Raw genomic sequence first — 24,795 nt, 5'->3', positions numbered from 1 at the left:
ATCTCGCAGCCGCCGCGCGCAGGGGCGGTCAAGGCTGGCCGCGTTTGCGGCCACCGCAAGGCTTGGCCTTGACCGGCCCGAGCACGGCGGCATGCTGGCGTGGAACGGGACTGCATTCCTGGCTGGCACTTGCCGTCAGGCGGGATTATCCTTGGCGGGCGCGGGCGACCTCGTGGCGAAGCGTGGCGCATCGGCTGCAAGCGCCACCAGGTTGCCCTATTTTGTCCTGCCGAGCTGAGGCGCCCGCGCGCCGGTTTTTGGCCGCCGTGGTTTCCATTGCGTCACCAAGCGCTCGTAGCTTTGCTCTGCCTGGGCGGCAATCAACATCTCGCGGTCGCGCAATGCCTTGATGTTGTAGGCATACGCTGGCCCACGCCGGCTGCCTTTCTGTTGCGGATGTCCGGCTTGAAGCTGCATCGCGCGGGTCTTGATGGCGACCAGTGCCGGTCGCGCCCACAGGTAATCCTCGCCCTTCGTCAACAAATGCCAGCAAAGCACGGTGAGCTTCCGGGCCTCGGCCACCGCGGCGATCTGATGGCCGCGCCGGGCGCGGATGAAGCACGAAAAACGCATGCAGCGGACCGGGCGCCTTGGCCGCTGCCCATGCCGCCTCGACCAGCATGGCGCGCGCGTGACTGCGGCCGATCTTGCTGATGCGGCCGTGATGGGCGGCGCCCAGTCCGGACTGCCGGACCCGCGGGTTCAGCCCGAAATAGCTCACCAGCTTCTGCGGGCCGTTGAACCGGCTGATGTCGCCAATCGCCGCCACGATGCCGGCGGCGACCGCCAAGTTGACGCCGGTGATCGTCATCAATCTGTTGACCGCGGAATCGTCGATGGCGTCCTGCGCGATCTCGCGGTCGAGCAGGGCCAGATCTTCCGCCAGCCGGTCAAGCTCGCGGACGTGCCGATCGATCGCCGCGCGCTCATCGTCTGGCAACGGTTGAGCGGCCAACCACGCCCGGCCGCGGCCGTTGAAAAGATCGGCATGCGGGCACTTTGGGATCAGGTGCGCGTGCAGGATCGAATGCACCTCGTTCTTGAGCCGCGTGCGATGCCGCACGACCTGATAGCGCCGCGCCACCAGCCGACGCTTGCGTTCGGTCTCCGCGTCAGGCGTCCAGATCTGCGGCACGTACCCGGCCGCCTGCAGACTGGCGAGCGTGCCGGCATCGATCTTGTCGGTCTTGACGTGAGCCTGGGCGATCGCCTTCACTTGCAGCGGATTGGCGACAATCACCCGTGCCACGAACGGCGCCAGAACCCGCGACACCCCCATGCTGTTGGCGGTCGCTTCGACTACCACCTCATCACTGGCCAGCAGGGTCTTGTCAAATCCCTCCAACGCAGTCCGCGTCATATCAATGCGGCCCGCATGTCGGAGCCTGCCGTCCTCCCAAACCACCATCTCCCCGAAAGTTCGGCGGACGTCGATGCCAATCACCCGTCGCATTCGCACCTCCTGCCAATCAGAATACATGACGGGAGCTACGGGCGACACGACAACTACGGAGTCGCGCTCTCAGCGCAACCGGGCGAGTCGCAGAGGCGGCCAGCTACTAACTCGAGCTCGCGGCTCATCGTATGCATCGGCCTGCCCGCACCTTCGTGCTCCCGGTGCCTCTGTCCCGATGGTCGCACCATACGCTACGATCTTGAATATCGCAGCGGAACATCGGCACCGAGAAATCTCATACCGGTTACCAACCCCATCGAAAGCGTGTTCGCGACCGTGCGGCACAGAACCGTGCGCACGAAAGGATCGCTGTCGTCAACGACCGCCAGGCTGATGGTGTTCAAGCTGGTCATCGCCGCATCAAAAACCTGGCGGCGGCTCAAAGGCACAAATCAGTTGCCCAAGGTGATTGCAGGTGTCAGATTCAACGACGGCATCGAGGTCATCCGCATGCCGGCAAACCACGCCGCCTGATCGCCTCGTCACCCAAAATCCCGCATAGCTCACTCAGACCCGACCAATCCCGTTGGCACTTTGTCTCAAGGGGGAGTTATTGTAGGGGGGTGGGTGCAGGGATATTGTTTGGCGTCACTAATCCAAATACCGCGAATGATCTGGCGAATTTGTCAGGTACCGCCAGTGTTAACGTTGGATTGGGAGTGGGTGCCGGAGGACAATTAAGCAAAAGCAGCAGCGGAACCCTGACGCTTTCCGTTAGCCCGCCCGGATTCGGAGTCGGTGAAGGTGTTGCAGCCAGCATCTACCCCACGAACACCACTACCCGAACGTGTCACCGTGATGTCATTGCCACCTTCATTCGATGACAGTATCTGAGACGATGCCATCCTGTTCGAAACACACTTTGCAAAAGAATGTGACCATCAGAGCTATACCGTAAGTTTGATGGGAAAACAGGAGTCCAACTCCTGTATAGTCCATGAACCTGGTTTGCGTGGGCGGCTGCGGCGCGAGAAGCTTGGACGCAAATATGCATGTTGAGAGAGCAAGTGGTTTGATTGCGCACTCACTCTCCGACATTCTTGCTGAGTGAGGATTTTCTATGCTTAAATACGCACTTTCGATAGCTTTTGCGGTGAAGCCCTCTCTGGTCTATGGCGTGATAAAATCCCGTATGTCAGACATCATTCCTTTCAATAGCCTTGTGGGCATTGAGATAGTTTCGATTGGCGACGGTATCGCTGAGGCGCGACTACCTTTCAGACCCGAGATCACAAACCATATCGGGTCGGTTCACGCGACGGCGATCTTTGGCCTAGCTGAGGCAGCGTCAGGAGGCGCCATGTCTGGCGCTTTTGCACCGGTGGCGACTTCGATACGACCGGTAGCTGCGAGTGCAACCGTGGAGTTCTCCAAAATTGCCCGGACAGACCTCGCCGCGTTCGCAAAAACAAGTTTGGGCTCGAAGGAGCTGAGAGAAACACTCGAGCGAGATGGTAAGGTTGTGTTCAATGTTGCCGTGAATTTGCGCGACGCTGCGGGTACGGATGTTGGACAGGTCACCGTGTCATGGCATGTGAGTAACAAGAAGTAGTTTTCTTACCTCTGAATTGCAGCAAACGCTGCTTTCTTACGGCGAGCAATTGGCCCCAAAACGAGATTTAGTAATGGATCAGACCAGCCGTTCACGCTGGAAAAATCAGATTCAAAAAGAACATGATGAAGATTGTGCGTTGCTGGATTCAAGATGATCCGACTTCGCTGAAGGATCCTTATAGGAACTGGAATCGGTACAGTTTCGAATAGCTTTGAAAATTCGGTAACTTGCTGCTCCGTGGATGAAAGCAGACGGATGCGAGCGATGCACCCATGCAATTCTTCCGGCGGAAGGATTGAGCCCATGTGGGCATACGAGTGGATCTGGTGAAAGAAGAAAGCCCACACGCTCATTCCGAAGAGGGTGGCAATAACGGCGAACCATGTGCCACCTAATGAGTGCGCACCGGCCAAATAAAACACGACGATTGAAAGCGGCAAGCTGCAATAGGAACCCTTCGTCAGATTCTCTGCATAATTTGAGGGGTCTAGTGTCGGATATTCGTGGTGCTCGCGAAATTCCCGCGCTATGGGGCCCAGTATCGGCATCCTGTCGGGAAAGACGTAATCGAACCCGAAATGGGCTAGGCCAGTAAATGCGTCTGCAACGAACCCGCTTAAGAAAAAAGCCAGCCCGACCAGAAGCAAACTCGCACCTTCGTGATGAGCAACTTGAACGCCTGCCGCCACGATAGAGAATGCGGAAACAGCAACCAGGGTCTTAGAAGATCTAGGAAGTTCTAGCGTCGACATCACGCCCCTCCCGTTTACCGTTGATACCACCAGTATCAACGGCAATATTATCGTGGAGCGTGTATTGTGTCCAGAGCGCACCTTCCAGACTGAGAAATATTACAGCGAGCTAGGCAGCGGCTTTCCGGCTTCAACCAGCGCTTCCAATGAGGCGACTTCACGTTGCGGATGTTGGTCACCGGCGGACCGCCATATTGCGGCGGTGAGGGCATGCCCCAGCGCATCAACGTCATCTCGCGGCCGCCGGCGCGGATGACCGGTGCCGGATAGTCTGGGAATACGCTCGGCATCGCGGGCAGGTTGCCGACATAGCGGTTGACGAGCCGAAAGAGGTCGGCGATCGCCGCCTGGTTGGTCGTGATCGAATAGAGGTTGCACATCAGGCGAACAGATCCTTGCCGGCTTGGGTCATCCGCGAAAGCCGCTCTCATGGACCTCCTCTAGCTAGGCTATAGACAACGGCACTGGCCCTGGCTCCATCAACGGTATCGCTGAAGAGCCAATTTTTCCTGCTACAGGCGAAGATGCTGGTGTCGCGCTCAAGAAGGCATCACGCTCGCACATTCGGTACCTCTGCCGATTCAGTAAGTGACAGTTACAACAACCGTATCAGAGTACACCCCTGGTGACGGCGTGGCCTGCGGCGGCGCGCGGCCGTACACGATGAGATTCTGAGCGAGGCCCGTGCCCGTTCCGGGCACGTTGTTGCCCGTTGTGTCACCCCATACCTGCGTACGCACGGCGTCTTTGTAGAGGCCGTAGGTTACAGTCTCCGATCCCTTGGACATCTTGCGGCTGGCAGGTGGGGAACCCGTAGTGCCCCCATTTAGGGCAACAGTATAACTCGTCGTCGGCGTACAGGTGACGGTGAGCTGACCTGTCGCATCGACGTTGGTACTCAAGACACCGGTTGCGCCGAAGTTGATGTTCTGAGCCGAGACCAGGCAGTTGTTCAGCACCGTTGCATTGGCCGTGAAGCTTGCATTGGTTGATCCCGCCAAGGAAGCGCTGCAGGCCGGACAGACACCCAGAGGACAGGTCTCATAGCGCAGTTGTGCGTCAGTTCCAGAGAACGACGACAGATAAGATCCGGTGGCAGCGGTCGACTGCCCACTGAGCACGCGGGCATAGATAGTTGGAGTAAGCGAGCCGTTGCCGAGGACGTTCAGGTCCAACGTGAGGGTCGGCGGTCGGGCCGAGAAGGACCAAAGATATGAACCCCACACCGTCGTTCGGGCGGAGTCCTGATAAAGCTGAAAGTTGAGCTGGGGGGCGCCGCTTGCCATTTGTCGTGCCGACGCCGTCGCGCCGCCGCTGCCGGCTCCAAGGTTGGGACAGAGCCGAACTCGCTCCAACAACAAGCCACTGCAGTTGATGCCGATCGTCGCGGTCGTGTCGACAGCGCTGCCTGCAAGCACATCGACCGAGCCGAAACTCACGTTCGACACGTTGTAACTGCAAGTGAGTGCCTTGGCGGCTGACGGAGCGACCACCAGAAATGCAGCAATCAGCCATCGCGATGGGGCGGTCCGTCTCATTGGCAAACTACATCCTTGAGCGCAACCTGTTCACCGGGCTTCGGCGCGTAGCCGAACGCCGCGCGGCACGAACCGCTGTCCGGAAGGTCAATCGCGACGATGTTCTGATCGGTCAAGCCCTGGACATAACCTTGCCCGTCGTAACCGATGACGAACGTCTGCTGGCCGCTCTCCAGATGGCCCTGCGCTCCCACCGCGAGCGGCTTACCTTTGCCGTCGGTGAACGTGACGAGCGCCGCCCTCGGCGTTTCCAATATCCCAAAATTGACCACCACGCCGCTGCGGTCGGCCGGCACCACCGCTTCATGGGTGCTCGGCACGTCGGCATCAACGGGCAAGTTCTTCGGATCGATCGAAATCTTGTTCTTCTGGTACGAGTTCAGATAGGGAACGAGGAGCAACCCACGGCTATCGGTCACGCCGACCGGCCGGTTCTCGTATTGCACCGCGACGTTGGGCGCGCCGGCGTTCACGACCGCAAATGCATCATCGATGCGGTTGCCGAAAAAGACCCCACCTCCAGCAAATGCGATGGAGCCATCGATCTGCGCGGTAGCGCGTGTGGCGTTGCCGTATTGCTGCACGCCGGCTTCGATGCGGCCGAACGATGCGCGATAGCTCGCCCTCGCGGAGCGATCGGGAATGGAGCCCTCGGCGTCGCGCACGCGCGCCCCGTAGCTTCCCGTTTCAAGCCTCTCGGACTTCATCGCGTCGGTCACCACCGAAGTTCCGGTCGGACCGCTCTGCACGCCGGTCGATACCGTGACGTCATTTCTGAATGGCACCGAAATTCCGGCGAAAATACCGAAACTCCTGGGGGCATCGATATCCTTGAACGCGGTGGCAAAGATCGTGCTGTCACGAAAGAAGGTGCGGCTGAATGACAGTCCAACGATGCGGTTGCGGTCTCCCAAAGCACTTTCGAGCTGCGTATAACTGAGACCGAGATTCGAGCGATCGAACGGCAGCCGCATGCTGAAGGTGACTTGGTCTAGAGCCTTCGGTACCAGGGCGCTGAAGAAAGAAGAGTTACCGAATTTCGGATCGAGGATCGGCGCGGTCACCGACGCGATGTCGCCGTAATTGCCAAACGTCCGTTGCGTGCGGGCATAGAGCGATAGCCCCCAGAAGCTCGTCTCAAGGGAAGCATTGAACAGACCACCAGCCCGGTCGCCAACCTGACTGCCGGCTACGGCAAAAGAGGCTGCGCCGAAAGCCCCCAGCGAGAATGCCGCACCCAGACCTCCGTTAACTAGGCCGGCCCCGCCTTCGGCATGGCCTTCGAGCGTCAGCGAATTGGTTAAGCCGTAACGCACGCTCGCTGATCCGACCGGGCGAGCGTCATAGTTGTGCGATTCGATCCCGTAGAACCGGCGCGCGAAGCCGAGCTCGGCCGAGAAATCATAGAGGCCTACCCTGAGCAGTTGACTGGAAACGTAGAATGGCAGCGTCGTAACAATCTGTCGGCCGAGTGCATCGTTCAGCACCACGCTTGCCGTCCCTGCGCCGGTGGCAATCGGGAGATTGGTGACTTGGAATGGTCCCGCCGGCACTGAGCCGGTGTAGGTCTTCACATTCTGTGTATAGACGTCGAGGGTAGAGGGCACCGCCGCACTGCCGGACAGGGCTGGTATCGGCAGGGTCACGAGATCGGGACGAAGCGCGAAATTGGTTTGCATTTGCACGCCGCCAAGCCGCACTGATCGCGTCCATGACAAGCCGCCCGAGATCGTATCGCCTCCACGATAGGTAATAAGGCTCTCCGTATCCGAATACGTCCACGTGGAGTCGAGGCGCGTCAGACCGCCAAACTCCGGCGATACCGTGCTCGCGATGGCCGATTGGCTGAACGTCCCGTATGGGCTGAACACCCGGCCATCGAAGGCTCCTGACAATCCCTGAAAACTCTTCAGGTCACGCCAGAACGCGCCGTCGGAACTAGCAAAAAGCGTATAGTTCAGCACTCCACCGTAACTCCTCTGCGGCCCGATGTGCCCATCGGCCTTCGGACGCACATTGACGATGTGCGGAGCCCGGGCCGCATCAGGCGCAGTGATCCGGACCGTCTGCTTGGCTTCGTCAACTCGGTAGGATACGCCGGGCAAGCGATCCAGACGCACGAGACTGTCTGAACCGATTGCTTCGTCGGTAGGAATCAGCCCGATTTCCCGAAGTTCTTGTGGTGTCGCCGCCAGCGAACCGTCGGGCCGTAGCTGAAACGATCCGATGAGGTTGACAGGGCTCTCGTTGATCACGACGTTGAGCTGCAGGCTGCGCTCCGCTGTCACGGCTACCCTATCGGTCGGTTTCGGAATATCCATCAGTCCTTCAGCCTGCGCGCTCGTTGCCGGCGCAGCGAGACCAACCAACAGGATGGCCATCTCAACGGCCGGGTTGAACCGCAGCCGTCGCATTGACCTGTCCGGTATCGCTCTGGGCGGAGAGGGTCACGGAGCGACCCGACAGGTTGGCGCCGTGCGCGGCAAATGACCATTGTATCGTGGCGTTGCCAAGCACATAGCCGACAAGCCCTTTGCCGAGTATGATGTTTTGCCCCGTGCCATCGATCAGCTTGAGGTCTGCGATCTTAAGCCGTTGCTGACCGGCATTCCTCGCCGTTACCGCGAGCCCGTTGCCGCTTCGCCCAACGGTCCAAGATATCTGCGCCTGACGCAGATCAGGAGCACGAAAGAAGACCGGCACGGAATAGCGCAGTGCGAGATTGACCACGCCATGCCGTCGCCGCGCCGGATCGGGAAGCTCGTCGACCACAACACGGTAGCTCTCCTCGCCCTCGACAGGTTGCTTGCTGACACGAACGATGCGGACAACGTAATCGGCGTTGGGTCCAAGCGTCTGACTTGGCGGGCTGGCTACGACGTCGGAGGTCGGTTCAAGCCGATCCGCCCCCCCGCTTTGCGTCCAGCGGAACACTCGGATTTGCACATTGATTGACCGGCTGTCCTCGTTGCGCAGGTTCAGCGTCGCGGCGCTGTCGGGCGCCAGCAAGTCGAGAGTGGTCGGCGCCACGCGGAGCGAGGCCGCCTCTACGCGCGCAGCACAAAGGCAAGCGACGGCGATGCGGCTCACGCGGGCAAGCAGTCCAGGCATAGGCGTTTCCGTTAGTAAGTGACGGTCACCGTCAGCGTGTCGCTGTATCCACCGGCCGCCGGTGTCGACTGAGGCGGAACACGACCATAAACGGTGATCGGTTGAGGAGCGCCGGTTCCGGTCCCAGCCAACGTGTCCGTTCCAATAGTGGTGCCCCAGACCAGACTGCGCGCGGCATCACGGTAAACTGAATAGGTGACCGTTGCCGCTGCTGTTCCGGTCATCAGGCGTGCTGCGACTGTCGCGCCGGCACCGTTCCCCGCGCTGATGCCGACGGTATAGGGCGTTGTATTCGTGCACTGAACGGAGATCGTGCTCTGGGCATCGACGTTCGCGCTGAGAACGCCCTGCGATCCAAACGCCAGATCGGTCGCCGACTGGACGATGCAGTTCGACTGGATCGTGATCGTGACATTGAACTGCCCCGTCGCAGTGGCGGCGTGGGCAAGTTCAGGCACGAAGATCGCCGCTGCTATCAGGAGCCTGCTCGTCCAGACCGTTGATGGCGGCCAGGCGCGGTGACGGAAACATTGATTCATGGGCGAGCGCTCGCGTGCCCCCTGCCGGTACAGACACTATGGTCTAGTATCGCTGAGAAGGACTGGAAGCACCTACCAGGATTGGTTGGTGCCGATCTAATGTGGCCTGGGGTAAATGCGCCATGGCGACTGAATTAGATGCGAATTTTGATGTGATTGAGCGTCACCGTGAGCTTTCCGCGCAACACGCCGCCGCGGTATCGGTATCCGCGAAACTTGTCGCAGGTCCCGAGTTTGATGCCGAGTTCAATTCCCTGCACGCGCCGGAGGTCGAATGCATCGGCAAGGGCAAGGCGCATCGGCCTTACGAGTTAATGGCATGGAGCACGCCCGCTCTCAGCGGCAACGTGGAGCCCGGCGGGGCCGCAGCAGGAGCTTAAGCCAGGAAGTTAGTGACTGGCTCCGAAAAAAAGGAATAGGGGGAGCAAAGCGAGCCGGATCAACAACAGCGATGATAAGCAGAGATGGTCTTTAGAAAGTCCTTCACGGACGTTCGGGAATTCACTGCGTTCCCGGGCTATCACATGTTCAGCCCGAAAACGTCAAGGCTTGCCTCCCGGGCGGCCGGTTGCGCAAAGCGGCTCAGCCTCATCGACGTCGGCGACGAGGTGCAAGAGCGGGGCCGCGCCATGACTACCGAGGAGCAAGCAAAAAGCGGCCCGCATCCTTGTCGGCAGCGGCCGATATCTTCGAGGAAGCGAATGCCATCCGGAGCGGGTTCGGGCCGATGAGCGTCGCCAACCTCAAAGGCTGGACGAAGCATGCCGGTTGCCCGATACGGCTTTTCATCTCCGGAGACGAGAGCAGCTTCTACATCGGGACCGACGAGCAGCACGAGCTGCGCATCGAGATCCCGCCGACGTTCTGGCGGACCTTTGGCGAGCTGCCGACGATCTTGACCGTCGCAAACTGGAATGAGGACTGAGCTGGAATGTTAGCGTTTATGAGTTACCAGACTGCCGACCGCGAAATCGCCGCGGGCGTCGCTCAACTTCTCGGCACTCTCGGCGTTCAGTCCTTTATGGCCCACGAGCATATCGAAGTCTCCGTCGAGTGGCGCGACGAGATCCTCCGCCAGCTCGGCTTGGCCGATCTTTTCGTGCCGATCTTGAGCCAGCGGTACGACTCGTCGATTTGGTGCAAACAGGAGTCCGGGATCGCAGCCTTTAGGCGTATGACGTTGATCCCGCTCTCCTTGGACGGCTCAATCCCCCAAGGCTTTATCAGTCACGTCCAGTCATCGCTCCTTCAGGGCGGCCAGGCCACGTACCATCAGCTTCTGCGCGGCGTAGCTTCTCGGGACATTCGTTTTGCGATTGACGCTGGAATCAGGCTTGTGGCTGATGCGCGCAGCTTCAGGCAAGCCGAATATCATTTCGAAGCCGTTCGCCCCTATCTCCACGGCGCGAGCGACCAGCAGGTTACTCACTTACTAACGGTCTCAGCCCAGAACGGGCAAGTGTGCCACGCCAGCCTATGCGCCCGTGACTACCTGCCGCCACTCATGCAATCGCACGGACAGCTATTGCCACCAGATGTGCGCGAAGGGCTTTCACAGGTATTAGCCCAATATGCAAACCCTCCCCCGACCGTGCGTTAATAGATGCACATGAACGATTTTTTGGACCTCGATCCATACGAGGATTTGCCGGATGATCCGGAAGAGGCCTTCCTTAATCTAATTAGCAAGCAGTTGATCAAGCAGTTCAGGTGTTATCGTCGTCATGTGAGGCTCCTCGGTAGGGTAAACTCACAGAAACCTGCTTACACATTCCTTCTGACACCCTCTGCCGAACGATCAAGGATTCGCGACAACAAATACCTGATGCTCGACACCACTCTGGTTCGTGTCCACCAGCAGGCCGCGAGCGCAAAAGGGGGGCCAAAACTCAGGAGTTGGGGCGTTCCGGAGGTGGATTGACGACCAAGATCCATATGCTCTGCGACAGCCTCGGTCGGCCGCTGCGCTTCATGTTCACAAATTGCTTGAGGGCGCACAGAAAAGCTGGAGACGGCTCGACGGACACAACCAGTTGCCAAAACTCGTTCTCGGTGTGACATTCAATGACGGGATCGAGGTCATCGCCAAGCCGACCGACCGTCAGCCCGCAACCGCCGCCGCCTGACCGGCCCGGTCGTCACCAAAAATTGGAGATAGCTCCCATTGCGGCGGCGGCGATGTCTCCGAGCCGCTGGTGAAATCAATGCTTCGTACTGATCTGCCGGAAGTTCATTCCTCAATCGCTCTTCGAGACGATAACCTCTGGTAGTCGAGACGCCGATCGAGCGGCTTGCTGGTGCCGAGAACATGCCGGAGAGGCGCGCAGTCTTGTAGCGCTCGTATGTGGAAGCGATCGGCTCGACTGCTGTTTCCATTTTCCCTGCGGTAGCTTAGAGGCCCAAAGCGATCGACTGTGGACCGGTGATCGCCAGTTCGAATCTGGCCCCAGGGACCAAATACGGGAGTGTCGTCTAGTGGTAAGGCACCGGCTTCCAACACCGGTTACGTGGGTTCGATTCCTAGAGCTCCCGCCAATTCAGCTTCGGCCGCGCGCAGCGAAGCCCGCGCCAGTTCGAGAAGCGGCGCCGGCGCCTTCGTCAGGATATCGAGGGTGGCGCGCTTCTCCGGCAGATACTGTCGCGCGAAGCCAGGATCGTGCTTTGCGATGGTCGAGGTGTTGCTGATGAGGTCGGCGCACTTAATGCCCTGGGTTTCCGGGCCAGCAGCGGCGAGGCGGCGACGGTCGATTTCCCCTTGGCTCGCCCGGTTCATGCCGGGCCCGGGCGGCGTGTCGGTGAGGTCGAGCACCATCACAGCAACACCCGAACCGAACTTCGCACAGATCTCGGGCAGGGTGGCGTCGGTGTCCTCGACGGTGTCGTGCAGCCAGGCCGCGGCGATCGCAGTCTCCGACAGGCCGGCGCGCGCGACGATGCCGGCGACTTCCTCGAGATGCACGAAGTAGGGTTCGCCGGTGTGGCTCCGTTTCTGCTGTGCGTGTTTCTCCCGCGCGAATTCGCGGGCCATATCGATCAAGTTCATTTCTCCTCCATCGCCCGTCGCAGCCGCTGAGCAGCCAAATACTCGCCGGCCAAAGACCTGGACGCTTCGTCGCCAGGCAACTCTCCCAAGTCCATCATACGATTCCGCCATCCGTGCCAGAACGATCGGCCGCGGTTTGGTCCCGGCTCGGGATCTCCGCGCTCGGCCGAACGATCGCCCTCGAGGATTTGCTCGTCTTCGAGTGTCTCGAGGTCGGCGATTGTGCTGACGGGAATAAACTTCATCGGCATTCCGCGCACGTCGGAATGCGCTTCTCGCAGCCCCATGGCAGAACGACCCAGTATCCGCATTTCGTCTCGATCGAGGTCGCCGAATCCGGGAATTCGGCGTTCGGCTGTGCCGCGCACCAACCATCCCTGTGTTTGACACACCAGACCGAAGTGCTCATGGCGTCGTTCCCGGGTTGATCCGGCTCGAACCGGAATAGATCGCGCGGCACATAGACCGTGCCGCGTCGATCGTATCGGACCATGCACGGCCAGCGCTCCTGCGGGTCAAGATCAAGGATCAGCGGCCGGTATGGCGAGGGCGTTCGGAACTCCTCGGCGATCGCTTGAGGGGCAATGTCCAGAAAAGGCATCAGAGGCATGGCCGCCAATCCTCCGGCTTGCGCGAGGCGAGCGCGAAGATCTTGCGCATTTCCTCGTCTGTCATCTCCTGAAGCGTCGGTGTCACCGGACCGTCGGCGGCCAACGCGCGGTTGTCGACGTCTTCGATAATCTGCTTGACCTTGGCGAGGCCGGCGTCGGCGGTCTCGAGCCGGCGGGACAGCCAGCGGATGCGGTCCTTCGCGATGGCCAGGTTTTTGGTGCTGGCATCGAGGAACACGGCGTTGGCCACTTCGTCATCAGTCAGGTCGCCGCCGGCAAGCTGCCCACGATCGCAATCGTACCGGTCGCCGTGCGGATCGGGTTCTCCATCTTCGCGCCACCGGGCGCCTGGTGTCCGCGGCGGCGCTGCAGCGAGCGCCGCGTCGACGCGGTCCAGTATCGGTCGGTAGATGGTATTTTCTGGCCCCGGTTCGAAGCCCCAGGCTTTCACGAAAGCACCGTGCATTTCGATCAGCGCCTGGCGCAGCTGGACAGCGTGTGTCGTGCCGCGAGCGGGCGCCTCGGGATGGAGGCGGATTCCTCGCACGCCTGAAGATATGCGACGGGGTCAGCATCGCATTTGCGCTGCTCGGCCTCGTCGTCGTCGAGCAACTGGTAAATTGCGGAGGCGTGGCGAGCGCGAGCGGTTCTCTGACTTTCGCCGGCGCTATCAAACATTTGGCACAGGCGCCGAGCCAGAGCCGAGGCTTGGGCAACCCGCAGCACTGTGTGAGGCTCTACCGTGGCCGCTAGCCCGGCCTGCAGACGCTGGTCGATCGACGACCAAATAACGAGGCTGGGCGGAATGGAGGCGTCGCGTTTGATCCGACCGTTGGCAACGTGCTCGAGCGATAGGGACAGCCCACGGGCGCGGCAGCGATCGATGAAGTAAGCGCTATAGACCGCCAGCGCCTGGTCAAGCGTCAGCAGATTGTTCACCAGATCGGCTACGGTGTTGATCGGTGAGATCCAGGTGCGATCAGCGCGCTCCTGCTCGATGGCGTCGGTCGCGTATTCCATGATCGCAATGGCGGCCTCTTCGGCCGTCAGATGATCCTTGAGGCGGCGAGCGAGCTCGAACGCGCGTTCATCGGACACAGGCCGATGGGTAACGGTTGCTACATCAGTCATGACGTCACCTCTTTCGGCATCCAGGCACAGAACATTTTCCACGACGACGGCCGCGCGCAGACGTGGCACTGGCCATCCGGACTTTGGCGGATCTCGGCCTTGGCCGCAGCGTGGTCGCCGTAGACGACCTGGTCGGGATTGCCCGGGTCGGCGGTCAGTTGCTCACACGGCACCGGCCGGCAATCTCCGCCATGCTCATCGCCGTTGCAGCATTGGGGCGGGTACCATGAGTGGGCGAGGATGATCGCCGCGGCCAGAATGGTTGAGTTCGGCGAGGCTAGCCTCCGTTCATTTCGGCGATCGTGGTGATGACGTAGCCGCCGACGGTGAGCGCCGCCGGGATGCCAAATCGAAGGTTCACGACGACAAGGAGGGTCGCGCCGACGGTCGCGGAGATGCCGGCCGGTTGAAACCATGTTTTGGCGAGGAAATATGCTGGGATGGCGAGCAGGACGACGACCAGCCAAAGGAAAGGGGCGTTCGTGCGCTCGGCTCCTGCATGAGCTCTTCGCAGATCCAAACCATTGCAGCGATGATGCTGCGGAATCTCAGTTCGCCTCGGGGAAACGGGCGGTGCGGATCCCAGCGCTCGTCGTAGACCAGGACATTGCCCGGGCCGCCCCGGATGCGAAACGCGCGCTCGTTCTCGCGGTCGCTCTCGGACGTCGATCCGGTGGGATGAGCGGCTTTCCATGCCGACGCCCGTCCTGGGCATCTCTGCGCGTAGACGTCCCAGTGGCCCTGGCTGCGCTGGCCGATCGAGAAGCCGAGCGGAAAGAACGGCTGAGCCTGGTCGAAGAAGTGCTTCTACGCCGTCTGCTGCCGTCCTCGGCACCGATCAGCTTTCCCTCGAGCGTTCGCGTCATATTGATCCCTTCCTGTTGGCGACGGCTCGGAACAGCGCGATCGCGATGCGACCGCGTTCCGTGATTTCGAAGCGAAGAGGCTTGCGGCCGGCCTTGGTGACGGAGCCGACACGCAGCAGGGGATGGACGAGGAGGCGGCCGAGCTCGGCCTAGGTGGCCGGCTTGCCGTTCGGGTAATGGCCGAAGTCGTGGCCGATCTCCATCGCCGTCATGCCACCGTCGGCGGCGAGCCGGGCGAGGACTTCGGTCTCGCGCGACCGAAGGATTGCGCCGGCCGGCTCATAGTCCCAACTCTTCCGGCGACCGGCCAAGCCGGATCCAATCCCGCCAGAGCTCGGCGACCGGCTGGACGAAGGGATGGCGCGCGCGCGGCTCAAGCTGCCGGCGGGTCCAGCCAAAGGCCTGGCCGCGGACGACCGCGACGACGTGGTAGAAAAATGGGTCTCGAGTCGGAAAGTCGTCGACCCGGTTCAGGAAGTTCCGCCGGGAGCCGAGGAGGTGGATCATGCGAGCGCCAGGCACGGCAGAGGCGAAGAGCTCGGACGCCCAGCAGCAGAGGCCTGCGCAGTCTTCAGGGGAGCGGAATACTGGGAAGCGGCGGTCGAAAGCCGCGACGATTCGTGGTAGAGTTCTGGCCACGTCGACGACGCGCCCGCTGGAACCGGCCGTCAATAGCGGTTCAATAATGAAACGCCGTTCGTTCGCCCTGCGTTCGGTCATCGTTCTAACCTCCGCAGGCGCAAAACATTCGATTTTGCAATGTTATCGGGCTTGTTAGCTCGTTTACACGGAGATTTCCGAGAGGTTCGGCACTTTCATTCGCACTGTGGTAAGCCACTCATAATGTTGATGTTTTTAACCAAAAATCGATGCTCTTTTTGGACGTAGTTTTTACGTTTCAATAGAAGAGTGTTGGCGCGACAAAAGTGTTTTAAGAACATATGGTTAGATTGGTAATCTGAGACTCTTTATCACCGAGATATTTTTTCGGATGGGCGCTCGCGGTCGCCGAAATGGTCTGAGGGCGGTTAGCTCAGCTGGTTAGAGCGCCTGCTTTACACGCAGGATGTCGGCGGTTCGAATCCGTCACCGCCTACCAACGATCGCTCAGGGGAATTCGCTTGGATAGGTACAGTTTCGGCGTTGTCTTACCGTGCGCAAGCGCGGTGGCCGCAAACGGGTTGGGTGCCCGGGCCCGATGTCGATCCCGCAGGATCAGAACCTCCTCTGGTCGCTCGACTTCGTGATGGACACGCTGGTCAGCGGCCGGCGCTTCCGCGTCCTGATACGCTGGTCGACGACTTGACTCGGATCCCTTCACGCTGGTTTGCGTCCGAGCCGGAGCATTTTCGCTTGAACAAAATAAGAACACTGCCGCATTGTCCGCCGGACAAGCTGATTCAAATCGGCTCCATGAGATCGTCGGCTCCAGCAGAACTAGGGCGCGCGTTCCGCCGTTGTTGCGAACGTAAGAAAGTCTCGGCGTCTCAACCGATCATTTAGGCGCGGCCGCCAAAATGGCCTGTGGAATATCTTGCCATTCGGCCAACTGAAGTCGGGTGACCGGCACAACGGCAGGGGTGCAAAGGATGCGAAAATGGGCTCGATTGAGGCTATCGTGAAGGTTCTGCGGCACGCAGGAGCTACAAACGGCCGGACGTTGGTCCCTCGTCATGATGTCCGGCTCCAAACTGCCAAGCTTGCGCCGCGAGCCATGATCGGTCACCATTTGTCAGGAGGGCGTTCTCGCCGGGTATCGCTGCGGCCTTCTGGGCGATTGGGGCACGCCTACGAGGGGATAGTGACATGAGCAAGGGGCATTCGGCATTTCGGCTTCACACGGCCTCCGGGCAAAATAACCCCAGGTCCATCGGCGATACCATGTCGGCGCTGATCCGCGAAGCCCACCGCCAGAATTCCAAGGAGACTAATCAGAGCGCGACGTCAGCACCGGCGCCGCGGCCCTCTCGGTTCGCGGGCGGAGGTTCGCCAATGCTTCCTGAAGCCCTCCGCGGCCTGCTTCGGGAAACCGACCCGACGAGACAGATATCCGATCTGGTTCTCCCGCGCCGGATCGTGGGCGACCTGCAGGATTTGGTCGGCGAGATTCGGGAGACGGCACTGCTGCGCTCGCATTCGCTCGAGCCGAGACACAAAGTTCTGCTGATCGGGCCGCCCGGCACCGGCAAGACAAGCCTCGCGGCGGCGCTCGCCAGCGAACTCGCACTTCCCTTCCTGACCGTTAGATACGAAGGGCTCGTCGGCAGCTACCTCGGTGAGACCGCTTCGCGCCTGCAGGACATCGTCGAATACGTCTCTCGCACCCCGTGCGTCCTGTTCTTCGACGAGTTCGACAGCGTCGGCAAGGAACGATCCGACACCCAGGAAACCGGAGAGATCAAGCGCGTCGTCTCCTCACTTCTCCTCAACATGGATTCGATGCCGAGCCACTGCGTCGTCGTCTGCGCCACCAACCACCCGGAAATGCTCGACCGAGCCGTCTGGCGCCGCTTCGAACTGCGGATCGAATTACCTCCCCCCGGCGAGGCCGAACTGCGCGACTGGTATGAGCGGACCGAGAGTTCGTTCGGGCATATCGGCATGTCGGGCGACGAATTCGTTCGACTATTTTCCGGCGAAACCTTCTCTGAAATCGAAGCGATAACAGTGGACGCCAGGCGGAAAGTCGTTTTATCACGGGGCCAATTGGCGCCGAATGACGCTTTCCGAGGGGCGGTAGAACGTTGGCAGCGGCGCCGGAAGGTAGGGGGATTCGCCGCCGATGGCTCAACGTCCGATCGTACGAATCCTTCGCGAGCCCGCGCGCGAAGAAAGAAAAAGGGGCAGGAGGCCACACTTCCCCAAGGCGATCTCCTCGGCCGACCAGGCGAAGAGACACAATCATAAGTTCGACAGCATCGAGAACGGCATCGGCCGCATCCTCGGCGGCGCCGATCTGAAGGATTCGCCTGCGGAAGTTGCGCCAGACAGGGCGTTGGTCTTCGAGGTCATCGGTCCCGTCTCCACCGTCGCCAAGCTGATCGAGGCCGCGCGCGGCGCGGGAATCGACTGGCTCGGCGAGGATTACGATCTCTCCGACGGCGACGACGAGGGTGACGGGGACGCCGCGGGCGAAAACGCGGGGCAGGGCGACGAGCGGGCCGACGACGCGCAGAGCATGCTCTACGTCACGATGCCGACCCTCAAGGGCCTGCAGAAGGTCGTCTCGATCTGGAAGCGCTTCAGCAACGGTGAGGACAAGCCACCCGGCGCCGATGGCGAATGGTGGGCCCTATTCAAGTATCTCAGCGATGTCCGCCCCTGGTCCGCCAAGGACAGGGTCGATCCGTTCATGAACCGCTACGTCGAACGCATGCTGCGCGATCGCCCCGGTGCGCCTGTCAGGGTCGAGATCGACCTCTGGTACCGCTCGGATCCCGATCTGCGCGCGCAGGCCAGGACCTATGTCGAGGCCCTGATGAAGACCATCGACGGTACGCTCCTGGACTTCGCAACCATCGAGCCGATCCACTATCAGGCGGCCCTCGTCGAGATTTCGGCCGCGCAGGCACTGATGCTCAGGCAGATCGAAGGCCCGATCGCCAATGCCGATTGCGTCATGAAGGTACGGCCTCAGTCGCTGTACAGGCCCGACGGCGAACGCATGGACGAAGAAGACCCGCAGGCGGGCGACGTGGCAGGCGAGGCGAACCCGGCACGCCCCGCGGTCGCAGCGCTTCTCGACGGCTATCCCGTGGAAAGTCATGTTCTGCTGTCTGGCCGCCTCGACATTCAGGAAGTGGACATCGCCGCGAACACCGTTCCAGTCTTTCGCCGAAAGCATGGCACCTCCATGGCCTCCCTGATCGTGCATGGCGATCTCGGCCAGCCACAGGATGCAATTGATCGCCCGCTCACGGTTGTGCCCGTGCTCGCCGCGCCGCAGAACCTCAACACCGAATGCACCCCGCCCGACAAGTTACCGATGGCGATGGTCTACCGGGCCGTGACCGCGCTGATGGAAGGGATCGACGGCAAACCTGCGCAAGGCGAGGGCATCGTCATCATCAATCATTCCGTCTGTGACAGCGAAGCGCCATATGCGCAAAGGCCGACATACTGGGCCAAGCTTCTCGACTATCTCAGCCACGAGTATCGCCTGCTGTTCGTCGTGAGCGCTGGCAATTCCAACGAACCCTTCGCCGTTGATGCCTATGACGAAATCGACGAGTTCATCAATGCGGATCCCGACGAACGCCAGGTAGCGATCCTGAGCTCCGTCGAAAGGGCCAAGGGAAAACGGGCCATTCTAAGTCCCGCCGAAACGATGAACGGTCTTACAGTCGGCGCAGTCCACGGCGACAGCGCAGGCGCGTGTCCGCCCGGAATGACCGAGCCTTACGACCCCGTGTCGGGCGTCACGAACCTGACGTCATCGCTTGGCCTCGGGATCAATCGTGCGATCAAGCCGGACCTGATCGAACTCGGCGGGCGTCAGCTCGTGCGCGTCAACAAAGACGACGAGGGACTTTTCGCGTTCGCCCACGAACACCATTCCGTCGGCCAACTGACCGCCATCCCCGATCCCTCCGGCCTGGCGAACGACAGGCGAGGGCGTGCGACCGGGACAAGCAACGCCGCAGCGCTTACCACGCGAGCCGCAATTCGGATGGCAGATATCGCCGAAGACCTCTTCAGCGAAAACAACGAAAGCTGGGTCGCAAGCCCGACTCGCGCAGTCATCCTAAAGGCGCTGCTCGCCCATGGATGCGCATGGGGACAAACTGGCGAGATCCTCCACAACCTCTATCCCGGCCATTGGCGCCGCAAGCGCGAGGCCGTGTCCCGAAGCCTCGGCTACGGACGGGTCGATCACGATCGCATCGAAGACGAGCAGGGACACCGCATAACACTTCTCGCCGACGACATGATCGGACACGATACCCTGCACGAATATCGACTCCCGATCCCGCGCGCGATGATCGCCAACCGGGAAATCCGCCGCGTGACCTTGACCCTCGCCTACAGCAGCCCCATCGATCCCGTCACAAACCGGTATCGCGGCGTCCTCGTCGAAATCGTCGACGAGGACGGCAAGCGTGGATTCTGGGAAGGACTCGATGGTCTCAAGGACGACAACAAATCGCGGATCCCCACTGGGCCGGTTGCCGACGTCACCCGCAAGGGCACACTCCAGCACCTCTCGTCCTGCCGGGCAAGAAGCTCATCAAGAACGCCGGGAAGGGATACATCTTCGTCGGCGTGCAGGCACGCGCCGATCTCGCCGCCTTCTCAAAGGAGCAGGTCCCGTATTCGCTCGCGGTGACCCTCGAGATGGCCCAGCCGATCAGGCAGGACCTCAACGCCGACGTCGTTTCGCGCGCCCGAGTGAAGCGCATCCCGATCCCGGCCCGCCCGCGGGCAAGAGTGAGAACCTGATATGGCATGGTCCGCGAACGACAGCCTTGGAGCTCAAAATCCCAAAGCAGTCATCAAGTATCTCCGCGAGATCGGCGACGACGATGCCGCGGACAAGCTCCATGCCAAGGGCGGCACCGGGCAAGGCCTAAGCATGCCGTGGCAGGACCAAGTCTATGGATACACCGGTCTTCTGATCGGTTACATTCCGTCGGCACCTTCGGACGGCACCGCCGCCATCACGAACGCGGTCGTGCTACCGCCGGATCCCGCGCTCAAGAACTCGCGGGTCAAAATTACTATCGAGCGGCTCTACGTGCATTGCTATCCCGGAAGGGGCCAACACGAAATCCTCTGCGAGTTCACCGGCAAGAACCAGGCCGATGGCGAACAGGAGGAGATGCAATTCGCGCTAACGACGAAGGCAAACGATGGCGGAACCGCTTCAATCAATGGCGCTCCCATCTTCCTTGGCGTGACCGTAGGGAATAACGGCATCGCCTTCGAAGGGCGGACCATCAATGTCGGTAGCAAGGGCGACGAAGATTTCCTCGCCGCCTTGAGCGGCGGCTCTTTCCGTGACGGGTTGAACCTTTTGACGACAGTTCAACCGGCATTGAAGCCGTTCGTCGGGCTCGCTTCGTCGGTGGTCAGCGCGGTCCTCAAGCGTAGCAAGAACAGACAAATCCATTCTTTCAATCTCGGCTTCGACTTCTCGGACAGCCCGACCTCGGTCGCGTTGCGGCACGGCTCATTCGCGATCATCCAGACCGACGAGAACGACTGGGATTGGTCGAGACTGGCGTGGAACGTCGGATCGCAGCGCATTGTTCAGAAAGACACGGGCGCGGCGATTCCCTTCAACTACCTTATCCTGAAAATCTCGCCGTTTGAAGACTAACCTACCGCGACAGGGAGGTGCGGTACGGGGCTGCCCCGCATGATCGTGAGCAACAACGGCACCGAGTTCATTCCGAACACGATCCTGGCTTGGCAGGATAAGAGTGGCACTACATCGCGCCTGGCTAGCCGATGCAGAATGGCTTTGTCGAAAGCTTCAACGGCAGGCTGCGCGACGAATGCCTGAACGAGCACCTATTTGGAAATCCAACGAGGCGCGCCAGATTATCGAGGAATGGAGGATCGACTACAACACCGACCGCACACGAGCCTCAAAGGGCTCACACCGACCGAGTTCGCAACCCGCTCCGATTGGGGCCAAACCCTGAACAGAGTCTACTTACAAACGAGCGCATATCGGGGAGCAGATCAGCGAGATAAGCTGACTTACTGATGACGACAAAGGCTTGCCATTCCGCCGGAGGCATTTGCCGTCAGCAGGACGTCAATCGTAAAACATGGTTTGTTCGGCAATAGTTCGGTTAGCGTTCTTGGCGCGGAAACCTTAATATTGTTGATATTCTTGGCTTTCTAAGTCGTGGTTGCTCGTTTACACCGAGAGGGTCGGGAGTTCGAATCTCTCGCCGCCTACCAGCCTTCGCCCTGCGGGCTACGGCTCGGCAAGCCTTTGCGGATGGATTCACCCGCTGCGCGGTGCCGCAGGGCGAAGGCTGTCGCGCCGAAGCTCGAAGAGCGAAGGCGGACTGCTTCATCAGGAATCGCTGCTGTTCCCCGCGAGCTACGAGCCGAGGCGGACAAAAGTATGACTGCCTTCATCATCATTCTTGCCGCGCACATTTGATGCCGGCACGGCTGCGATGCTAATCTCTCCGCCTAACCGGGAACTCGATGCATGCGCAAACTCGCCGCGATTTTTCTTCTCACCATGATTGCCGGACCGGCATTGGCGCAGCAGGACCACGTTCAGCGCTATCGCGAAGAGATCGAGAAGTCGCCGTCGGATGTGGCCAACGAGGCGCGGCAGCAGCGCGCCTACCAGCGCGCGCTCAGTGGCGTGCCGGACCAGAAACCGACCGATCCGTGGGGCATTGCGCGCAGCAATGACGGACAGGCTGGCCCGAAGGGGACTGCCGCCAAGACGCCTGCGCCGAAGCCGGCCAAGCCGACGAGCGCCGCCGCCAAATAATTCGAGAGGGCGGACCAGGTCGATGAAGCACTACGTCTGCAAATTGACCGGACCGCGCCCGACCTTTCCGCAGGACATGACGCCGCAGGAAGCCACCATCATGCAGGCGCATGTCGCCTATTGCGGCGAATTGCTGCAAGCCGGCAAGGCGCTGATCTTCGGGCCGGTCGCCGATCCCGCCGGCGTCTGGGGACTGGGCGTGCTGCAACTACCTGACGATGCCGATCCGCAGGAGATCGTCGCCAACGATCCCGTCGTCAGGGCCAATGCCGGGTTCACCTATCAGATCATGCCGATGCTGCGCGCTGCGACGCGCGAGACTTGCTAGAATCTCTGGAAGCTCCTCAACAAGGTTGGATCGCATGAACGCTGGCCATCCGCAAAACGCCGATCAGATTGCATATTGGAACGGGCCGGGCGGTCAGCGCTGGGCATCCAGGCAGGCCGCACAGGATATCGTGCTGCAGCCGGTGCTCGACCTCCTGATCGATCGCGCCGCGCCGAAGGCCGGCGAGCGCATCGTCGATGTCGGCTGCGGAAGCGGCGCTTCGACGAATGGGTTTGCGAACAGGGTGGGGCTGTCAGGCCATGTGTTCGGCGTCGACGTCTCCGGGCCGATGTTGGAGCGGGCACGGCAAAGCACGCCGAAGGATGCGCCGGTCACCTATGCACTCGCCGACGCCACGGTCTTTCCGTTCGATCCCGCAAGCTTCGATCTCCTGGCGTCGCGCTTCGGCGTGATGTTCTTTGCCGATCCGGCGGCGTCGTTCGCCAATCTGCACAAGGCGCTGAAGCCGTCGGGCCGGCTCGCCTTCGCCTGCTGGCAGGAGCCGCGCGAAAATCCCTTCTTCATGGCGCCGTTGCAGGCGGTCTACAAGCACGTGCCGAAGCTGCCGCAGCTTGGTCCCGATGACCCCGGTCCGTTTTCATTCGCGTCCGAGGCGCGCGTGAACCGAATCCTCGGCGAAGCAGGGTTTGCCGGCATCGCGATGGAGCCCTGCCGGCTTGAGTTCGACGTCGCGATCGGGCGCGGAATTGACGCCGCCGTCCAGAGCGCGCTCGAGATCGGGCCCGCCAGCCGCGCACTGGAAGGACAACCGGATGACCTACGGGCCGCCGCCGTCACGTCGATCCGCGAGGCGTTGACGCCGTTTGCGAAGGGCGATTCCGTGCTGCTGCCCGGCGCGATCTGGATCGTGACGGCGCGGGCCTAGAGAATAAGTTGGTGATTTCGTCGTTGCGAGGAGCGTAGCGACGAGGCAATCCATCTGTCCTCACACGCGTAGCATAGATTGCTTCGCTTCGCTCGCAATGACGGCGAAGCGGCGCGGGTCGCTAGGCGGCCTTCTCTTCCCAGATCATCGCCAGATGCACGATGGTCTGCACGGCCTTCTCCATGTCCTGGCGGCTCACCCATTCGAGCCGCGAATGAAATGCGTGCTCGCCGGCGAAGATGTTCGGGCAGGGCAGTCCCATGAACGAAAGCCGCGAGCCGTCCGTGCCGCCGCGGATCGAGGTTTTCACCGGCGATAGCCCGGCGCGCTCGATCGCCTCGATCGCATAGGCGACGATCTGCGGGTGGCGATCGATCACCTCCTTCATGTTGCGGTATTGCTGCTTGACCTCCATGCGGTAGGTCGAGCGCGGATATCCCTTCATGACGTCCTGCACGATCTTTTCGAGCAGCGCTTCCTTCTGCTTCAGGCCGGCCTCGGTGAAATCGCGCACGATGAAGTCGATCCGCGCGTTCTCCAGCGCCCCCGAGATCGCGACCGGATGCAGAAAGCCTTCCTTGCCTTCGGTGGTCTCGGGCGAACAGGTGTCCTTGGGCAGGCGATCGACGATGGCGGCCGCGATCTTGATCGCGTGCTCCATCTTGCCCTTGGCGAAGCCCGGATGGGTCGCTACGCCTTCGATGATGATGCTGGCGCCGTCGGCGGAGAAGGTCTCGTCCTCGATGTGACCCGCGGTCTCGCCGTCCATGGTGTAGCCGAAATCGGCGCCGAGCTTCTTGATGTCGACCTTGTCGACGCCGCGGCCGATCTCCTCGTCCGGCGTGAACAGGATCTTGATGGTGCCGTGCTTTACCTGCGGGTTGGTGACCAGGAAATGCGCGGCGTCCATGATCTCGGCAAGGCCGGCCTTGTTGTCGGCGCCGAGCAGGGTGGTGCCGTCGGTCGTGATGATGTCGTTGCCGATCTGGTCGGCCAGCGCTTCGTGCTCGGAGGCGCGGATCACCTGCGAGGCATCGGCCGGGAGCGCGATGTCGCCGCCGCGATAATTCTTCACGACCTGCGGCTTGACGTTCTTGCCGGTGCAGTCGGGTGAAGTGTCCATGTGCGAGCAGAAGCAGATCACCGGCACCGTCTTGTCGGTGTTGGCCGGGATCGTCGCATAGACGTATCCGTGGGGATCAAGATGCGCATCCGATATGCCCATCGCCTGCAACTCGGCGACCAGCAGGCGGCCGAGATTCTTCTGCTTCTCGGTGGAGGGCGTGGTGGGTGAATCCGGATCGGACTGGGTGTCGATCACGACATAGCGCAGGAAGCGCTCGGTGACGGTGTGCTTGAAGTCGAGAGCCGGTGCCAGCATGAAGACCGCGCAGGAATGGAGGACAGGAACAAGACGCTCAGGCGAAGTTGGTTCGCGCAAGCAAAGCGCATCGAGAGACAACTCTACAACAGAAAAGCGCCACTCCGGGGCCGCGTCGCGAGCCGGAATGGCG

24 protein-coding genes, 2 tRNA genes and 7 pseudogenes are annotated in these 24,795 nt (G+C 61.0%); 17 read left to right on the top strand and 16 right to left on the bottom strand.

What is annotated here, in order from left to right; genetic code table 11:
• Positions 1-216 precede the first annotated feature (216 nt).
• Positions 217-1,435 (bottom strand): annotated as a pseudogene (locus tag ACVIGA_RS01240) (IS110 family RNA-guided transposase).
• A 267-nt stretch (positions 1,436-1,702) separates the two neighbouring features.
• Between ACVIGA_RS01240 and ACVIGA_RS01235 the strand changes: the two are divergent.
• Together ACVIGA_RS01235 and ACVIGA_RS01230 are read left to right on the top strand one after the other, a co-directional pair.
• Positions 1,703-1,930: pseudogene (locus tag ACVIGA_RS01235) on the top strand (IS256 family transposase); the annotation flags it as partial.
• A 586-nt stretch (positions 1,931-2,516) separates the two neighbouring features.
• Entirely contained in the window at positions 2,517-3,008 is a 492-nt protein-coding gene (locus ACVIGA_RS01230) for a DUF4442 domain-containing protein (protein WP_456665003.1), read from the top strand.
• 5 nt (positions 3,009-3,013) lie between these two features.
• On the opposite strand, the gene ACVIGA_RS01225 is transcribed toward ACVIGA_RS01230, so the two are convergent.
• From ACVIGA_RS01225 to ACVIGA_RS01200, 6 genes and pseudogenes are all read right to left on the bottom strand, one after another.
• Complete coding sequence (locus ACVIGA_RS01225) at positions 3,014-3,763, bottom strand: fatty acid desaturase CarF family protein (protein WP_456665002.1); 750 nt, start codon at positions 3,761-3,763, stop codon at positions 3,014-3,016.
• Positions 3,764-3,861: 98 nt separating this feature from the next.
• Positions 3,862-4,143: pseudogene (locus ACVIGA_RS01220) on the bottom strand (SOS response-associated peptidase); the annotation flags it as partial.
• A 201-nt stretch (positions 4,144-4,344) separates the two neighbouring features.
• Complete coding sequence (locus ACVIGA_RS01215; protein WP_456665001.1) at positions 4,345-5,301, bottom strand: Csu type fimbrial protein; 957 nt, start codon at positions 5,299-5,301, stop codon at positions 4,345-4,347.
• On the bottom strand, positions 5,298-7,715 hold the full coding sequence (locus tag ACVIGA_RS01210) for a fimbria/pilus outer membrane usher protein (RefSeq protein WP_456665000.1): 2,418 nt from the start codon (positions 7,713-7,715) through the stop codon (positions 5,298-5,300). Before ACVIGA_RS01210 ends, ACVIGA_RS01215 begins: the two co-directional genes overlap by 4 nt.
• Positions 7,684-8,412, bottom strand: coding sequence for a fimbrial biogenesis chaperone (locus ACVIGA_RS01205; protein ID WP_456664999.1), 729 nt, complete (start codon positions 8,410-8,412; stop codon positions 7,684-7,686). Before ACVIGA_RS01205 ends, ACVIGA_RS01210 begins: the two co-directional genes overlap by 32 nt.
• A gap of 11 nt (positions 8,413-8,423) precedes the next feature.
• On the bottom strand, positions 8,424-8,951 hold the full coding sequence (locus tag ACVIGA_RS01200; RefSeq protein WP_456664998.1) for a Csu type fimbrial protein: 528 nt from the start codon (positions 8,949-8,951) through the stop codon (positions 8,424-8,426).
• A gap of 122 nt (positions 8,952-9,073) precedes the next feature.
• Here ACVIGA_RS01200 and ACVIGA_RS01195 point away from each other — a divergent pair, with 122 nt between their 5' ends.
• From ACVIGA_RS01195 to ACVIGA_RS01170, 6 genes and pseudogenes are all read left to right on the top strand, one after another.
• A complete protein-coding gene (locus tag ACVIGA_RS01195; protein WP_456671011.1) occupies positions 9,074-9,331 on the top strand; it encodes a hypothetical protein in 258 nt (85 codons plus the stop codon).
• 347 nt (positions 9,332-9,678) lie between these two features.
• Positions 9,679-9,876, top strand: coding sequence for a hypothetical protein (locus tag ACVIGA_RS01190; protein WP_456664997.1), 198 nt, complete (start codon positions 9,679-9,681; stop codon positions 9,874-9,876).
• 6 nt (positions 9,877-9,882) lie between these two features.
• Positions 9,883-10,551, top strand: a complete 669-nt coding sequence (locus tag ACVIGA_RS01185) for a toll/interleukin-1 receptor domain-containing protein (RefSeq protein WP_456664996.1) — start codon at positions 9,883-9,885, stop codon at positions 10,549-10,551.
• Between the two features lie 210 nt (positions 10,552-10,761).
• Positions 10,762-10,931, top strand: a pseudogene (locus ACVIGA_RS01180) (IS5-like element ISNeu3 family transposase); the annotation flags it as partial.
• A pseudogene (locus tag ACVIGA_RS01175) lies at positions 10,904-11,077 on the top strand (IS256 family transposase); the annotation flags it as partial. The pseudogenes ACVIGA_RS01180 and ACVIGA_RS01175, both read left to right, overlap by 28 nt.
• Positions 11,078-11,330: 253 nt before the next feature.
• Positions 11,331-11,407: transfer RNA gene (locus tag ACVIGA_RS01170), tRNA-His, on the top strand.
• Between the two features lie 47 nt (positions 11,408-11,454).
• On the opposite strand, the gene ACVIGA_RS01165 is transcribed toward ACVIGA_RS01170, so the two are convergent.
• The 8 genes from ACVIGA_RS01165 to ACVIGA_RS01130 all read right to left on the bottom strand — a co-directional run bounded on the left by ACVIGA_RS01165 (position 11,455) and on the right by ACVIGA_RS01130 (position 15,322).
• Positions 11,455-11,979, bottom strand: a complete 525-nt coding sequence (locus ACVIGA_RS01165) for an HD domain-containing protein (protein WP_456670713.1) — start codon at positions 11,977-11,979, stop codon at positions 11,455-11,457.
• 11 nt (positions 11,980-11,990) lie between these two features.
• Entirely contained in the window at positions 11,991-12,362 is a 372-nt protein-coding gene (locus tag ACVIGA_RS01160) for a hypothetical protein (RefSeq protein ID WP_456664995.1), read from the bottom strand.
• 232 nt (positions 12,363-12,594) lie between these two features.
• Complete coding sequence (locus ACVIGA_RS01155; protein WP_456664994.1) at positions 12,595-13,071, bottom strand: hypothetical protein; 477 nt, start codon at positions 13,069-13,071, stop codon at positions 12,595-12,597.
• A 5-nt stretch (positions 13,072-13,076) separates the two neighbouring features.
• Positions 13,077-13,736: a hypothetical protein gene (locus ACVIGA_RS01150; RefSeq protein WP_456664993.1), complete on the bottom strand. Its 660-nt coding sequence runs from the start codon at positions 13,734-13,736 to the stop codon at positions 13,077-13,079.
• Positions 13,733-13,909 carry a hypothetical protein gene (locus ACVIGA_RS01145; protein WP_456664992.1) on the bottom strand — a complete coding sequence of 59 codons (177 nt, stop codon included), beginning with the start codon at positions 13,907-13,909 and terminating at the stop codon, positions 13,733-13,735. The genes ACVIGA_RS01150 and ACVIGA_RS01145 overlap by 4 nt, the downstream gene beginning before the upstream one ends.
• Before the next feature lie 104 nt (positions 13,910-14,013).
• On the bottom strand, positions 14,014-14,256 hold the full coding sequence (locus ACVIGA_RS01140) for a hypothetical protein (protein ID WP_456664991.1): 243 nt from the start codon (positions 14,254-14,256) through the stop codon (positions 14,014-14,016).
• Positions 14,257-14,751: 495 nt separating this feature from the next.
• A complete protein-coding gene (locus tag ACVIGA_RS01135; RefSeq protein ID WP_456664990.1) occupies positions 14,752-14,913 on the bottom strand; it encodes a hypothetical protein in 162 nt (53 codons plus the stop codon).
• Positions 14,882-15,322 (bottom strand): hypothetical protein, encoded by a 441-nt coding sequence (locus tag ACVIGA_RS01130; protein WP_456664989.1) that lies wholly within the window; start codon positions 15,320-15,322, stop codon positions 14,882-14,884. Before ACVIGA_RS01130 ends, ACVIGA_RS01135 begins: the two co-directional genes overlap by 32 nt.
• A gap of 302 nt (positions 15,323-15,624) precedes the next feature.
• Here ACVIGA_RS01130 and ACVIGA_RS01125 point away from each other — a divergent pair.
• From ACVIGA_RS01125 to ACVIGA_RS01085, 9 genes and pseudogenes are all read left to right on the top strand, one after another.
• Positions 15,625-15,701 (top strand) — tRNA-Val (locus ACVIGA_RS01125).
• A 48-nt stretch (positions 15,702-15,749) separates the two neighbouring features.
• A pseudogene (locus ACVIGA_RS01120) lies at positions 15,750-15,913 on the top strand (IS3 family transposase); the annotation flags it as partial.
• Positions 15,914-16,408: 495 nt separating this feature from the next.
• Positions 16,409-17,509: an AAA family ATPase gene (locus tag ACVIGA_RS01115; RefSeq protein WP_456664988.1), complete on the top strand. Its 1,101-nt coding sequence runs from the start codon at positions 16,409-16,411 to the stop codon at positions 17,507-17,509.
• A gap of 271 nt (positions 17,510-17,780) precedes the next feature.
• Positions 17,781-19,928, top strand: coding sequence for a S8 family peptidase (locus ACVIGA_RS01110; RefSeq protein ID WP_456670712.1), 2,148 nt, complete (start codon positions 17,781-17,783; stop codon positions 19,926-19,928).
• Between the two features lie 114 nt (positions 19,929-20,042).
• The gene (locus tag ACVIGA_RS01105; protein ID WP_456664987.1) at positions 20,043-20,921 is read left to right on the top strand and encodes a hypothetical protein; all 879 of its coding nucleotides are present in this window, start codon (positions 20,043-20,045) and stop codon (positions 20,919-20,921) included.
• Positions 20,922-20,948: 27 nt separating this feature from the next.
• Positions 20,949-21,314: pseudogene (locus tag ACVIGA_RS01100) on the top strand (integrase core domain-containing protein); the annotation flags it as partial.
• 459 nt (positions 21,315-21,773) lie between these two features.
• The gene (locus ACVIGA_RS01095) at positions 21,774-22,067 is read left to right on the top strand and encodes a hypothetical protein (protein WP_375774981.1); all 294 of its coding nucleotides are present in this window, start codon (positions 21,774-21,776) and stop codon (positions 22,065-22,067) included.
• A gap of 22 nt (positions 22,068-22,089) precedes the next feature.
• A complete protein-coding gene (locus ACVIGA_RS01090; protein ID WP_456664986.1) occupies positions 22,090-22,395 on the top strand; it encodes a YciI family protein in 306 nt (101 codons plus the stop codon).
• 34 nt (positions 22,396-22,429) lie between these two features.
• Positions 22,430-23,281 carry a class I SAM-dependent methyltransferase gene (locus ACVIGA_RS01085; protein ID WP_456664985.1) on the top strand — a complete coding sequence of 284 codons (852 nt, stop codon included), beginning with the start codon at positions 22,430-22,432 and terminating at the stop codon, positions 23,279-23,281.
• A 121-nt stretch (positions 23,282-23,402) separates the two neighbouring features.
• Here ACVIGA_RS01085 and pepT read toward each other — a convergent pair whose 3' ends face one another.
• Positions 23,403-24,662, bottom strand: coding sequence for a peptidase T (pepT, locus tag ACVIGA_RS01080; protein WP_456664984.1), 1,260 nt, complete (start codon positions 24,660-24,662; stop codon positions 23,403-23,405).
• Positions 24,663-24,795: the final 133 nt, after the last annotated feature.

This window comes from Bradyrhizobium sp. USDA 3240, assembly GCF_054063295.1.
The sequence above is the reverse complement of the archived record's forward strand: the minus strand, read 5'-3'. Positions and strand labels throughout refer to the sequence as shown.